Origin of the sequence: Saccharicrinis sp. 156 (assembly GCF_050589685.1) — a bacterium.
Classification (GTDB): Bacteria; Bacteroidota; Bacteroidia; order Bacteroidales; family Marinilabiliaceae; genus Saccharicrinis.
In genome coordinates this window covers 39,291-52,786 of record NZ_JBNGOS010000043.1, presented here as the reverse complement: position 1 = coordinate 52,786, position 13,496 = coordinate 39,291, and the positions used below count along the sequence as shown (strand labels likewise).

Annotated in this window: 12 protein-coding genes; 5 read left to right on the top strand and 7 right to left on the bottom strand. The window is 37.1% G+C overall.

Going from position 1 to position 13,496, the window contains the following annotated elements:
- The 7 genes from ACRD64_RS21375 to ACRD64_RS21345 form a co-directional block, all read right to left on the bottom strand.
- Nucleotides 1-1,459 (bottom strand): sulfatase (locus tag ACRD64_RS21375; RefSeq protein ID WP_430935902.1); only part of this gene is annotated, 1,459 nt, incomplete at its 3' end.
- Between the two features lie 80 nt (nt 1,460-1,539).
- On the bottom strand, nt 1,540-3,108 hold the full coding sequence (locus tag ACRD64_RS21370) for a sulfatase (protein ID WP_430935900.1): 1,569 nt from the start codon (nt 3,106-3,108) through the stop codon (nt 1,540-1,542).
- A gap of 206 nt (nt 3,109-3,314) precedes the next feature.
- A complete protein-coding gene (locus tag ACRD64_RS21365; protein ID WP_430935898.1) occupies nt 3,315-4,307 on the bottom strand; it encodes an ornithine cyclodeaminase family protein in 993 nt (330 codons plus the stop codon).
- A gap of 203 nt (nt 4,308-4,510) precedes the next feature.
- The gene (locus ACRD64_RS21360) at nt 4,511-5,299 is read right to left on the bottom strand and encodes a zinc-dependent metalloprotease family protein (protein WP_430935896.1); all 789 of its coding nucleotides are present in this window, start codon (nt 5,297-5,299) and stop codon (nt 4,511-4,513) included.
- Between the two features lie 32 nt (nt 5,300-5,331).
- Nucleotides 5,332-7,245: a TonB-dependent receptor plug domain-containing protein gene (locus ACRD64_RS21355; protein WP_430935894.1), complete on the bottom strand. Its 1,914-nt coding sequence runs from the start codon at nt 7,243-7,245 to the stop codon at nt 5,332-5,334.
- A gap of 42 nt (nt 7,246-7,287) precedes the next feature.
- Nucleotides 7,288-8,223: a pyridoxal-phosphate dependent enzyme gene (locus ACRD64_RS21350; protein ID WP_430935892.1), complete on the bottom strand. Its 936-nt coding sequence runs from the start codon at nt 8,221-8,223 to the stop codon at nt 7,288-7,290.
- Between the two features lie 40 nt (nt 8,224-8,263).
- Entirely contained in the window at nt 8,264-8,755 is a 492-nt protein-coding gene (locus tag ACRD64_RS21345) for an asparaginase domain-containing protein (protein WP_430935890.1), read from the bottom strand.
- Nucleotides 8,756-8,886: 131 nt separating this feature from the next.
- Between ACRD64_RS21345 and ACRD64_RS21340 the strand changes: the two genes are divergently transcribed.
- The 5 genes from ACRD64_RS21340 (at nt 8,887) to ACRD64_RS21320 (ending at nt 13,429) form a co-directional block, all read left to right on the top strand.
- Nucleotides 8,887-9,381, top strand: a complete 495-nt coding sequence (locus tag ACRD64_RS21340; RefSeq protein WP_430935888.1) for a MarR family winged helix-turn-helix transcriptional regulator — start codon at nt 8,887-8,889, stop codon at nt 9,379-9,381.
- Nucleotides 9,382-9,401: 20 nt separating this feature from the next.
- On the top strand, nt 9,402-9,860 hold the full coding sequence (locus ACRD64_RS21335) for a YbaK/EbsC family protein (protein WP_430935886.1): 459 nt from the start codon (nt 9,402-9,404) through the stop codon (nt 9,858-9,860).
- Nucleotides 9,861-9,886: 26 nt separating this feature from the next.
- Nucleotides 9,887-10,813, top strand: coding sequence for an MBL fold metallo-hydrolase (locus ACRD64_RS21330; RefSeq protein ID WP_430935884.1), 927 nt, complete (start codon nt 9,887-9,889; stop codon nt 10,811-10,813).
- 129 nt (nt 10,814-10,942) lie between these two features.
- A complete protein-coding gene (locus ACRD64_RS21325) occupies nt 10,943-11,626 on the top strand; it encodes a hypothetical protein (protein ID WP_430935882.1) in 684 nt (227 codons plus the stop codon).
- Nucleotides 11,627-12,109: 483 nt separating this feature from the next.
- Nucleotides 12,110-13,429, top strand: coding sequence for a dicarboxylate/amino acid:cation symporter (locus ACRD64_RS21320; RefSeq protein ID WP_430935880.1), 1,320 nt, complete (start codon nt 12,110-12,112; stop codon nt 13,427-13,429).
- Nucleotides 13,430-13,496 lie beyond the last annotated feature (67 nt).

The following is a 13,496-nucleotide window of genomic DNA, read 5'->3' as shown; positions in this document are numbered from 1 at the left end:
CGTTTTTAGAATCATATAGCTCCGCGTCTTTAAATTCTCCTCTGGTACCGGTTTCCATACTCCATGCATACCATTCAATGTAATGATATTCTTTGGTGTTAATGGAATAGCCCATGTATCTTTTTCCATCGGCAGAAACCTTTGGTCGGCGGTGAAACTGGCTAAAGGCAGCCTTTTTCCATTCTCGCTCAGGATTTTCAATCAATGGCACAAAACTGGTACCTTGCATATAATCGGGAACGGGAATACCGGCAAGCTCACACAAGGATGGAAACATATCGACTAGCTCTGTAAGTTCGAATGTATGTGCACCCCTGTTTTTCTGGTTTGGTGTACGAATAATCATTGGCACTTTTAAGTCGATGTTGTAATTGGTCATTTTCCCCCAACTGTTGTGGTCGCCTAGTTTCCATCCATGGTCTCCCCAAAGAATAATTATGGTATTGTCGTATATCCCAATCTTCTTCATGTGCTCGAAAAGATCGCCAAGCAAGGCATCTACATAACTTACACTGGCGTAATAACCATGGCGTAAAAGCCTAACCGTATCTTCGCTCATTCTATACTCAGAAGTAGGATGGCCAATGTGATTAAAGCCATCGTAATGCCTTAATTCATACATCGAATTCATGGTGTAAATCGGTGTGTTTTCCGGTCTTTCCGGATTTTCGGCCAAAGGTATTTTTGCCGGGTCGTACAAGTCCCAATACTTTTTTGGTGCAGTAAACGGAAGGTGAGGGCGGAAGAAACCCAAGCCTACGTAAAATGGTTTGTCCATTTTGGCTAAACGGGTAAGTGTTTTTAAAGCCAATTTGTTTTGTGCACCATCGTAGTACATGGTGTCGTGTACATCGGCTGCCTCCCATGCTGGTCCTGTATTCCATCCATCCGCGTATCGAATGGGGCGAAGTTTTAATAACGAGTCGCGTTTAATTACCTGCGACTTAGCTACCTCTTCGCTTATATAAAAGGTTTCGCCATCTCGTTTTAACCAACCCGGGCGTTTATATCTAGCTGGGCGTAAATCTGGCTCGTCCCACGAAACGGAGTCGGGCATATAATTGTGAAATATTTTCCCAAGGTTTACGGTGTAATACCCATGCTTGTGGAAATACTGAGGCATGGTTACTGCATCCGGATTAATTTCGCGAAACTTATCACCTAAATGCCAAACACGGGTTGAATCAGGTCGAACACCTGTGGTTAAGCTTGCCCTCGATGGAGCACAAACCGCGCACTGGGTAAACGTTTCTCTAAAAGTCAAACCCTCACCGGCCAGTTGGTCGATGTTTGGTGTAACGGCAATCGAATCGCCATAAACTCCCAAATTTGGTCGCAGGTCGTCAATGGATATAAATAATACATTAGGTTTACTTGGCTCTTCTTTTTTACTTTGACACCCAAATACAGCCACTAGAGCAAATATTAGGGACAAAATTGAAATGCGATTTCGTTTCATATTATTTAATTTTAGTAATTCGGTTTTCAATTAAAAATAGAGGTAAACTGCCCTGTTTTACGATTGCTTACGATTGAAATTTAATCTACAGAATCAGGTTTTGCTTTTTGCCAACCAGCCTTAAGTTGTTTCGATAATTGTGCTTTAATATCACTCATATTTTCTTTGTCAGCAATATTAACCGTTTCGTACGGATCGTTTTTAGAATCGTACAACTCCGAGCTTTTATAATCACCCCTGGTACCGGTTTCCATACTCCATGCATACCATTCAATGTAATGATATTCTTTGGTGTTAATGGAATAGCCCATGTATCTTTTTCCATCGGCAGAAACCTTTGGTCGGCGGTGAAACTGGCTAAAGGCAGCCTTTTTCCATTCACGCTCAGGATTTTCAATCAATGGCACAAAACTGGTACCTTGCATATAATCGGGAACGGGAATACCGGCAAGCTCACACAACGATGGAAACATATCGACTAGCTCTGTAAGTTCGAATGTATGCGCACCCCTGTTTTTCTGGTTTGGTGTACGAATAATCATTGGCACTTTTAAGTCGATGTTGTAATTGGTCATTTTCCCCCAACTGTTGTGGTCGCCTAATTTCCATCCATGGTCTCCCCAAAGAATAATTATGGTATTGTCGTATATCCCAATCTTCTTCATGTGTGCGAAAAGGTCGCCTAGCAAGGCATCTACATAACTTACACTGGCGTAATAACCATGGCGTAAAAGTCTAACCGTATCTTCGCTCATTCTATACTCAGAAGTAGGATGGCCAATGTGATTAAAGCCATCGTAATGCCTTAATTCATACATCGAATTCATGGTGTAAATTGGTGTGTTCTCCGGTCTTTCCGGATTTTCGGCCAAAGGTATTTTTGCCGGGTCGTACAAGTCCCAATACTTTTTTGGTGCAGTAAACGGAAGGTGAGGACGAAAGTAGCCCAGTCCAACATAAAATGGTTTGTCCATTTTGGCTAAACGAGTAAGTGTTTTTAAAGCCAATTTGTTTTGTGCACCATCGTAGTACATGGTGTCGTGCACATCGGCGGCTTCCCAGGCAGGACCCGTATTCCATCCATCAGCATATGATCGTATTTTTAATAAAGAATCTCTTCTTAGAACCTGCGATTTTGCCACCTCTTCGCTAATGTAAAAAGTTTCACCATCTCTGCCCAGCCATTCTTTGCGTTTGTAGCGCTCAGGGCGAAGATCCGGCTCGTCCCACGAAATGGAATCCGGCATGTAGTTGTGAAATATTTTCCCAAGGTTCACGGTATAATAACCATACTTGTGGAAATACTGAGGCATGGTTACCGCATCAGGATTAATTTCACGAAACTTATCACCTAAGTGCCAAACACGGGTTGAGTCAGGTCGAACACCTGTGGTTAAGCTTGCCCTCGATGGAGCACAAACTGCACATTGCGTAAATGTTTCCCTAAAAGTTAAACCCTCACCGGCCAGTTGGTCGATGTTTGGCGTAACTGCTATTGTGTCTCCATATACGCCCAAATTAGGGCGCAAATCATCGATAGAGATGAATAAGACATTGGGTTTAGCCTGCTCCTTTTTTTTGCTTTGGCAACCAAAAGCTGTCAACACAACTAATACTACAGTTAATACTAAAATGTGGTTTTTTTTCATCTTTTTAAAAATTAGTGAGACATTGATGACCAATGCAAATTTCAATCTCCGAATCAAGTTAGGAGCTGGCTCCCGATACTAGTTCGGGACAAGTTATCCTCCTGAGTGACCTAATTATTTGCTCCGGCCATGCTGGTTTCATAAGATTAAAATTTGTAAATCTGTTGTACATTAGAAAAACTGAGCAAGCTTAACCAAAACTGATTTTAAGCAGGAAATTGAAATTTCAATCCAATATCTTGTTTTATCGCTTTCTCGTAAATGTACGCCGAAGCAGCAACATCTTGAAGAGCGGTACCGGTAGCATCATAAATGATAACTTCTTCCTCCGATTCGCGACCAGGTTTCTTTCCAAGAATAACATCGCCAAGTTCTGCAAAAACCGAGTCTTTGCTCATTAAACCTTGTTCAATGGCATGGTGGCATTCTCCCACGTTAACACATTGTTCCAATATGTCGGCAACAACTTTGTAGTCTGACAAAAGTTGCGGGTCAAGCTCTTGCTTCTCCGGACTATCAGCACCAACGGCAGCAATAAACAGCCCATCGTGGATATATTCTTTTTTGATGAAAGCTTTATGCGAAGGCGTACAGCAAATACAAATCTGACTTTCCAAAATAGCCGTTTTCAAGTCGGTTGCAGGCAGAACTTCAATATTCAGTTTTTCTGACATATTTTTAGCGTAGTTGGTCATTGCTTCTTCATTCATATCGTAAGCAAAAACTTTTTTAATGTTTCTTACCTGCATGATTGATTCCAACTGAATTTGGCCCTGAATTCCGCATCCACAAATGGTAGCTACATCAGCATCTTTTTTTGCTAAATATTTTGCGGCAACGGCAGTAGCAGCTCCAGTTCTTTTTATGGTAATATCACCCGACTCAAAAATGGCCAATGGGAAGCCATTGTCGCCATCGTGAAGTAAAATTACGCCTTGAATATTTGGAAGACCATTTGTTGCTTTATTTTGAAAAAAGCCACCGTTACTTTTTAATCCAAAGTATGTTTTTGGAGTTTCTAGTCCTCCGGCTTTAAGGTGAAATTCTCCGTTTTGCGTATCGAAATGAAGTAGATCGGGGTTTATTACATCTCCCTGTGCGTATAATTTAAACGCATTCTCTACAACTTCAATATGTTCGGGTAACGACATTAATGATTGAATGTCGGTTCTGTTGAAAATTAATGAATGTTTTATCATAGTATATTTATTATATTAGTAAATTTAACCATTGTGCTTTTTTAGCCTTTCTTCTAAATTCACAATGGCTTTGGTAATTTATACGGTATCAAATACTGGCATATTTAATCATCATCTTTTGTGTTTCAAATTAATACCTGTATTATGGTCTTACTTAGTAAGCACTATTCCTTAAAAAGGAATTGACGGATTTTAAAACGTTATTACTTAATTTTTTCTTTAGCAGCAGCACGCGCTCTTTCAATCTGTTCCTCGCATAATAAATAGCCTCTCGATTTTCCACCCATTAAACACTTCACCTTACACACGTTATGTCTAAGGCGTAAATTATGACCTATTTCGTGCGCAATGGTTCTTGAAAGCGATCCACGTTTATATGCATTATGATCTTCAGTTAATAATCGTTTCTCTGGAATTCCACCTCTGTTGTGTTTGTTGGTCCATGTTCCTACAATAGTGTGCGATCCATATTTTTTCATCGCATTGCCCTGAGACGTATTCCCAACAAAGGGGAACAGGTAAATGTGAAACAAATTCTTATCTACTTCGTCAGGCTGAGTTCTGTATTGGGGTTGCATAAAAGAATATAAATGTTTTAGACGTACAGGGTCTGAATGACCTTCTGAGTCTCTTTTTGTGGTGGCCATATAGGCTATAGATTCTTCATATGTATCACCTTTTACAACACTTTCTTCGATAATAGATTCAATAACCCATTTGATATTGGCTTGTTCCCATATTTTGTTTACTTCAGGCATTATTATTTCAGTCACATCTTTAGAAGTCACCCAGTTTTCCATACAAACGCCGCTCGAATGCGTTATCGTAATGTCACGCATGAGGTGTACTCTAAGATTCAATTCAATTACATCGTTCTCGTCCTGACTATACACAGATACTGTTGAGCCAAATATTAATACCATAATAATAAGGTTGCGAGAACCATTAAAAATTTCTTTTAATAAAGAATAGAGTTTTATATATACATTCATATTGTAGGTTGTTAATGAATAATTACGGTTTTTTATAAATTAATCAAACATCCAATTTTAAATGTTGGCTCCCCATCAAGTTCGGTAAATACATCATCCAGTTGTTGGATGTCCTGACCGAGGATATTTCCTACATTCAGGAATACATTATACTTTTTGTTGTACGCGATTTTTATGCCTGCATTTAATAATTGATAGTCCTCTAAATCAGTAATTAGCCCATCTGCGTTGTCTGACTCAGCATCAGAATCGGGTTTCCAGTTCCATGCACTTCGGTTTTTTGTTGCCCGTAAAGAGACAAAGTACGAACTGGTTAATTTAGAAGAATGCTTTTTTGTATAGATTATTTTTGAGAAAAATGATTCTCCTGGATAATAGGGCAGTTGGCCTCCGGTACTGCTGTTTTCGTTGTGCGTATAAGTGTATCCGCCCTCAATAGTTAACTTATTTATTAAACGATACCTGATCGTCGCATCAAATCCATAAATTTTAGCTTCATGAATATTTGTTCTAACCCATTTGTCTATAACTGTAGTTGCATCTGGATTATCTTCCCAAACTCCCGAATAAATAGGGGTTATCATGTCCGATATATTGCTGTAATAGCCATCTGCCAGAAGTTGAAGATTTTTTACGGGCTCATATTCAACGCTGAAAGTTGATGTTAAGCTGTACTCAGGTTCCAAATCAGGATTTCCAAAACGATAAGCGCTACCACTATGTCCGTATCCTTCTTCATATAATTCCTGAAGTGTTGGGGCATGAAATCCGCGTCCTAAAGAAGCTCGTAAGCGAAGATTGTCTTTGGCACGAAACATGACAGCAAGTTTTGGTGTTATTACAGGATTTATATTTTCCATTTTATCAACCCTTAATGCAAAAAGAAACGATAACCTGTCCAAATCAATTTCGTCCTGAATAAAGGCTCCAAACATTTCCTGTGTACGTTCGGTAACGGCACTACGTGTAAATTTAATGTGTTTAAAATCAGCCCCTGCAGTAATAACATTATTCTTGAACTTATTGTAACTAAAATAAACTTCAGGGTTAATCTCGTTATTGTTTTCGTTTCCTTGTTCTGAATCCCAATGTGAATATTTAAAACGCGCAACAGCTTTTAGGTTATCACTTAATTTATTGGTGTAATCTGCCGAGTACATAAGCATTTTACCATATTTATCCCCGCCATTGGACTCCATCTTATTACGTGAAAAATAGATATTTCCGCTAATAGTTGATTTATTATTTATGGCCCATTCTAAATTATTCATGGTACTGAATTTACCATAACCCATATATCCTATTCGGTGGCTCGGTGCTAGTATAGGAACTCCATCCGATTCTTCATAATTTAAAAAACTTGATAAGCTTAATTTGTCATTTAATGGCGTGCGAACGGATAGCGTAGAGGTATAGGTCTCATAACTGGCTGCAGAAGCAGAAATGGAAACTTCGGTTTTATCCTTGGCTTTTTTGGTGATAATATTTACAACACCACCCATAGCATCGCTACCATATTGTGCCGATGCTGCACCTTTTATTACTTCAATTCGTTCGATATTCTCAGGTGGAATAACATCAACATTTTGTCCGGTGTGAATATGCTCAGTTAACAAACGAATGCCATCTACCATTACCAGCGTGTAATTTGCCGGAAACCCATCTAAACTAACAATGCTTCTTTTGGGATAACCGCTGCCTGTTCCGGATTCGATGTTAACCCCTGTTAGATATTCAAGAATTTCGCCTGTTGAACTAACATTAAGCTGCTCAATTTCTTTTGAGGTAATAATGTGCATAATCTCCGGTGTATTTTTCAGCAATTGTGGAGTTCGTGATCCGCTAATGACCACCTCGTCTATATTATAGATGTTGGATGTTATATCAGATTGTGAAAAACAATTAAGTGAAAAAGCAACCATAAAGGCTGTGAGAATATTTTTCATTTTAATTATAAATTATTTTCAACGGTTTAATGGAGAACGGTATTAAAAAGGTAATTTTTTTAGATCAACGTTTCCACCGGATATTACAATGCCAACTTTACAGTCTTTAAATGATTCTTTTTCTTTTAAAAGAGCAGCAAAAGCTACAGCACTCGAAGGCTCTGAAACGATTTTCATTCGTTCCCATATGAGTTGCATGGCGTTAATTATTTCTTCCTCAGTAACGCGAATTATTTTTTCAACGTGTTTTTTTATGATCGGAAAATTTTTGTCGCCTAGCTCTGTTTTTAGTCCATCGGCAATCGTGTTGGTCGTGGTGTTCGATTCTATTTTACCACTTATCATAGAACGGTATGCATCATCGCATTCAAAAGGTTCACCACCAATCACTTTGCAATTGTTTCCAAAGTATAATGCAGAAAGGGCTGTACCTCCAATAAGTCCGCCACCGCCAACAGGCGTGAAAATGTAGTCAAGATCCGGTTGTACTTCCAATAATTCTTTAGCTGCTGTTCCCTGCCCAATGATAACATTCATATCGTTTGACGGATGAATAAATGTGGCGCCTTCCTTTTGACTAACCTCTTGTGCTGTTTTATTACGCGCTACTAAAGTAGGTTCGCATTCGATTAATATGCCGCCATAACCTTTAACAGCATCTTTTTTTACCTGTGGTGCAGAGGATGGCATTACAATATATGCCTTAACACCTAAACTTTGTGCAGCCAAAGAGAGTGCCTGCGCAAAATTGCCTGACGAATGCGTTACAACACCTTTTTGCTTCTGCTCTTCAGTAAGCTGCATAATGGCATTTGTTGCACCGCGCATTTTAAAGGCACCCATTTTCTGAAAATTCTCACATTTAAAATACATCTGTATCCCAGCTATTTTATTTAGCTGTTGAGAACTCATTACTGGTGTGTTATGAATATATGGCTTAATTCTTTCGTGTGATGCAATAAGGTTTTCTTTGTACATATCTTATTAGTTTTTTATTTTCTATCACTTCAATATTTGTTTAATAGTATTTTCCGTTTTCAAGGTTTCTGCCAATCTCCTCGCTTTTTTTTACGATACCATGCATGGAAACATATACCCCTGTTTTTATAAGGTTGGCCGTTGCAATAGCACACCCTAAATTGATGGGAGCATCTGAGTTACTAAATCTTTCGGGAAGCATAGCACCGGTTATAACGATTAATTTATCCTTAATGTGTTGTTTTAAATAAGTTGCAGTTTCAAGCATGGTGTCTGTTCCATGCGTAATGATGAACCTGGATTCGGGCCGATTTAATATTAGTTTCGCAAGGTTCATTCGGTCTTCTTCAGTCATTTCCAGACTATCTTTCTGGCAAGACGTAATAATTTCGTATTCAAACGAAGGATTTAATTTTTCGAGAATCCGATGTGTTGCCGGCTCACCAAATTCGAAAGCCCATCCTTTGGTGGTGTGGGGATAGTCCTTGTCGATAGTACCCCCAGTTTGTATAAATATTATTTTATCATCCATGAGTTCAGTGGGTTGGCGATGTTTTAAAAATATGTCTTTATATGAAGATATTATGCAAATGTAGAAAAATTATCTTGATATAAAGATAAATTACATATATTTGTTTCCACTAAGCTGATAATAAAGTTGAAATGGAAGACGAAAAGGATATTATTGATATATTAATAGCCGACTGGAAAAAAGAGCGACCAGAGCTCGATGTAGAGGCAATGCACATTGTAGGTCGTATCTTAAAATTGAATAAAATTCTTGAAAAGCGAACAAATAAGGTATTAAAAGATAGTGCTATTCATTATACAGATTTAGATGTTTTGGCCACATTACGTCGTTCAGGCGAACCATTTCTTTTGGCACCTAAGCAATTAATGAAATCAGTACTGATAACGTCTGGTGCTATGACTGCTTTGTTAGATCGACTTACTAAATTGGAATTGGTATACAGAGCTCCAGATTTAAAAGATGGTAGAATTAAACTAGTTGGTTTAACCGAAAAAGGGCGCGAAAAAATTGATCAGGCAATTGTTGTTCGTTTCGAAGAGTCAAAATCCGCAGTGCAAGGTTTGGATAAAAATGAATGTTCAGAATTATCGATTTTATTAAAGAAGTTACTTAAAACGATTTCTTAATTACATCTAATAGATCTTCTATGTTAAAACAAATAAGAAACTGGTTAAAATCTGAATCCATTGATTTTAAAGAAGTGCATCACGAAATAACAAAAACTTCCGAGGAATCGGCAGAGGCAAGAGGGGAAGATATTTCTATTGGAGGTAAAGCGCTTGTAATTAAAATTGATGGAACTTTTAAAATTCTGGTATTAAGTGCAGCCAAAAAGTTAAATTCTACTGCAGTAAAAAAATATTTCAGCTCTAAAAAAATGCGTTTTGCCTCAAAAGATGAGCTTTGGGAGTTAACTGGCTTGGTTCCAGGATCTGTCCCGCCTTTTGGAAGACCAGTAATAGATTTAGATTTATACGTTGATAATTCAATTTTGGAAAATGATAAAATTGCTTTCAATGCAGGCTCTTTAACCGATTCGGTAGTTATGAAAAGAGAAGACTATGTAGCTTTGGCTAAACCAATTGTGTTTAGTTTCTCGGAATAGTTGACACGCCTTAAAAAAATAAGACTATGAAATTAAAACTATTATTTATTCTTTCATTCTCAATAATTATTACTTGTGTTTGTGCACAGAGGGATTTTTCTAATTCTGATACGACTAAAGTCGTTCTGCTTGGAACAGGAAATCCAAATCCAAATCCATCTCAATCCGGTTGTTCGGTTGCTATTGTTGTAAATGATACACCTTATATTGTTGATTTTGGTGCTGGTTTAATTCGTCAGGCGGCTGCTATGAGTCCTCGGTATGGAGGAAAGATAAAAGGTCTCGATGTAAAAAATATTAAGCATGCTTTTCTTACTCATCTACATTCTGATCATACAACAGGATATCCCGACCTGATTCTTACTCCGTGGGTGATGGGAAGAGATGAACCCCTGGAAGTGTATGGTCCTGAGGGTATAAAAGATATGACTACCAATATACTGAAAGCATACGATGACGACATAAAATATCGTTTATATGGTTATGAGCCAGCTAATAATCAGGGGTGGCGTGTTAATAGTCATGAAATTACAAAAGAAGGTGTCATCTATGAAGATGAGAATATAAAAGTGGAAGCCTTTCCGGTACTTCATGGAACCTGGCCAAATGCCTGGGGATTCCGTTTTACCACACCGGATAAGATTATTGTATTATCCGGAGATACATCACCCTCAGAAAAAATTATTGAATATGCTTCAGGAGCTGATATCCTCATACATGAAGTTTATTCACAAAAAGGTTATGATACAAAAGATGATTTCTGGAAGAATTATCACGCACGCAATCATACCTCAACAGTTCAACTTGCAGATATTGCTAATCAAGCGAAACCTAAATTAGTTGTATTATATCATATATTATTTTGGAATGCAACAGAGGAAGAACTAAGAAAAGAAATATCAGCAAAATATAAGGGAAAAGTTAAAGTAGGTAAAGACTTAGATGTGTATTAAAAAGCATCGTATGAATCGTTAGCAAAAGACTATTCAATACTGTTTAAATGCAAGCATGACTTCATGTAATTTTTAACGAATGTATATGTTCATCAAAATCAGCAAAGGGAAATGGTTAAGCAAGAGAAGTTGGATGAAATAAACGGTGCAATTAGCTTGAAAAGAGCCAAAAGTATTGTTTCTGTATTTTTTATTCTATCGTTAGGATATGCTGTACTCCGGTATCATATTATGGGACCAGTACCATGGAAAGATTTTCCATTTTTTATAATGAATAAAGCTGTTGCGTTATGTGCATTTATGGTTTTAAGCTTTTGCTTTAGTTTAACTCCTTTGTATAAACTGGGTGTAAAGATTAATGGTAGCTGGATGAGTGCCCGTAGAGAGCTTGGTGCTTTGGGGGGGATTTTCATGTTTATTCATGGTTTAATGAGTTTTTTAATTCTTAATAAAGCAACGTATAATAAATTCTTTGAAGATAATGGAACCTTAACCTTATTTGCAGGGCTTAGTATGTTTGGTGGTATTCTGTTGTTCGCTTTATTATTTGTTTATAGTTTAAGTTTTAGTGTATTTCTGAAGAATGAATCATCATTTGTATCATTTTTTAAAAGACGCATCTTTTTTCTGTCTTTAATGGTATTTAGTTTGTTGCATTTGTTTTTTATGGGTTTTAAGGGGTGGCTTCGAGTTGATGCCTGGCATGGTGGATTACCCCCAATAAGTTTAATTGGTTTTGTTTTTTTGTTGCTCAGTGTATTGTTACATGTTCTGCCTAAGAATGATGCGTTTAGTGCAAATACTATAAAATAAAACTAAGCAAGTGAAATTGATCTTGACGCTTTAATCGAATCATATTTTTTAAGGAAACTTATGCCTTGTGCAAAAAAAAATATTGGTTTTAATACTAGTTCTTAAAAGGACTTAATAATTTATACGTAATCGTATACTAAACTAGGAATTCGGTTTCTAGTTTATTTTTTTTCTGCAAAAAGGGATTTTTTTGGGTCATCGTTGTTTGTGTAGGGGTGTGTTATTTTTTTTAGCATTAAATAGACTCTGAAGTCTAATTGAGAAGGGGGGAGGTGAAATAATACATATAAAAAACTCTGGTATTTTGTCAATGTTTGATAAAAAACAGGACAAAAATCCAAATAATCTATAAAAAAACATACAAAAAACTAGTATTTATATAAAAATTTATATTTTTGTATTGATTTGTAAGTGCACATGCGGATTAAGTAACAAATCGAAACTCAATTTAGTCTGATTTTATAATATATAAATTGATTATCCATGTTAAAGAAAATTCCACTTTGGTTAAAGATTATTATCGGCATGATGCTCGGATTGGTTTGGGGAGTTATTGCAGTATATTTTGGTTTGGAACGCTTTACTTCCGATTGGATTAAACCTTGGGGGACAATTTTTATTAAAATGCTAAAATTAATAGCAGTTCCACTTATATTTATTTCTCTTGTTAAAGGAATTACGAGTTTAACCGATGTTTCAAAACTTTCCCGAATTGGTATTAAAACCTTGTCTATTTTTGTAATTACCACCATGATTTCTGTCCTACTTGGACTAATGTTGGTTAATGTATTTAAACCAGGCGATACCTTTCCTGAAAAAAAGCGTCAGGAGTTTCAGGTGATGCATGAGCAAAATGTAAAAGAAAAGGAGCAAATGGCAACGAGTATGAAAGATCAGTCGCCTTTGCATGCTATTGTAGAGATTGTTCCAGATAATATTTTTAGTGCAGCCAACGATAATACTAAAATGTTACAGGTTATTTTCTTTGCTGTTTTATTTGCGGTATCCATGTTTTTTCTGGATAGCCAAAAAGTTATACCTGTTAAAAATTTAATTGATAGTCTTAATGAAATAATGATCAAGATTGTAGATATCGTTATGAAGTTTGCTCCTATTGGAGTATTTGCGTTATTGGCAGCTTTGGTAACTGATTTCTCTGCAGATGCAGGTTTGTTTTGGGCTTTAGGGAAATATGCCTTATTAGTTAGCCTTGGGCTTATCGGATTATTATTTGTTTTATACCCACCGTTGATATTGTTGTTTACCAAATTAAAGTTGAGTAAGGTTTTAAAGGCTGTAATTCCAACTCAAATGGTAGCATTTTCTACAAGTTCGAGTAATGCAGCTTTGCCAGTTAATATGCGCCAATGTACCAGTGAGTTGGGTGTGTCGGAAAGTGTGGTAAACTTTGTTTTGCCTATTGGTGCTACCATTAATATGAATGGGGTAACTTTTTATCAGGCAATAGCAGCCGTTTTTATTGCACAAGTATTTGGTTTAGACTTATCACTTACGCAACAATTGGCCATTGTACTTACAGCTACTCTTGCTGCTATTGGTTCTCCTGGTGTTCCGGGAGGTGGAACAATAATGATGGTAGTTGTTTTAGGGGCAGCAGGAATTCCTGCCGAAGGTCTTGCTTTAATTCTTGGAATTGACCGACCCTTAGATATGATACGGACAGCAGTAAATGTAACTGGCGATGCGGTTGTAGCAGCGGTAGTGGCACATAGTGAGAATGAGCTGAACTATGAAAATGTTAAAGATAGTGTTGAAAGTAGTAAGAAACTTGAAACAGCATAAAGTCTAAGTATGGAAGGTGTTTTTAGTTAAAGCACAGATTTGAGATAAAACTTGAATACACCGACTA

Coding starts and splice junctions, on each gene's coding strand:
- ACRD64_RS21360 (WP_430935896.1), bottom strand. CDS start 5,299: ATGAATGTATATATAAAACTCTATTCTTTATTAAAAGAAATTTTTAAT.
- ACRD64_RS21350 (WP_430935892.1), bottom strand. CDS start 8,223: ATGTACAAAGAAAACCTTATTGCATCACACGAAAGAATTAAGCCATAT.
- ACRD64_RS21340 (WP_430935888.1), top strand. CDS start 8,887: ATGGAAGACGAAAAGGATATTATTGATATATTAATAGCCGACTGGAAA.
- ACRD64_RS21330 (WP_430935884.1), top strand. CDS start 9,887: ATGAAATTAAAACTATTATTTATTCTTTCATTCTCAATAATTATTACT.
- ACRD64_RS21345 (WP_430935890.1), bottom strand. CDS start 8,755: ATGGATGATAAAATAATATTTATACAAACTGGGGGTACTATCGACAAG.
- ACRD64_RS21335 (WP_430935886.1), top strand. CDS start 9,402: ATGTTAAAACAAATAAGAAACTGGTTAAAATCTGAATCCATTGATTTT.
- ACRD64_RS21320 (WP_430935880.1), top strand. CDS start 12,110: ATGTTAAAGAAAATTCCACTTTGGTTAAAGATTATTATCGGCATGATG.
- ACRD64_RS21365 (WP_430935898.1), bottom strand. CDS start 4,307: ATGATAAAACATTCATTAATTTTCAACAGAACCGACATTCAATCATTA.
- ACRD64_RS21370 (WP_430935900.1), bottom strand. CDS start 3,108: ATGAAAAAAAACCACATTTTAGTATTAACTGTAGTATTAGTTGTGTTG.
- ACRD64_RS21355 (WP_430935894.1), bottom strand. CDS start 7,245: ATGAAAAATATTCTCACAGCCTTTATGGTTGCTTTTTCACTTAATTGT.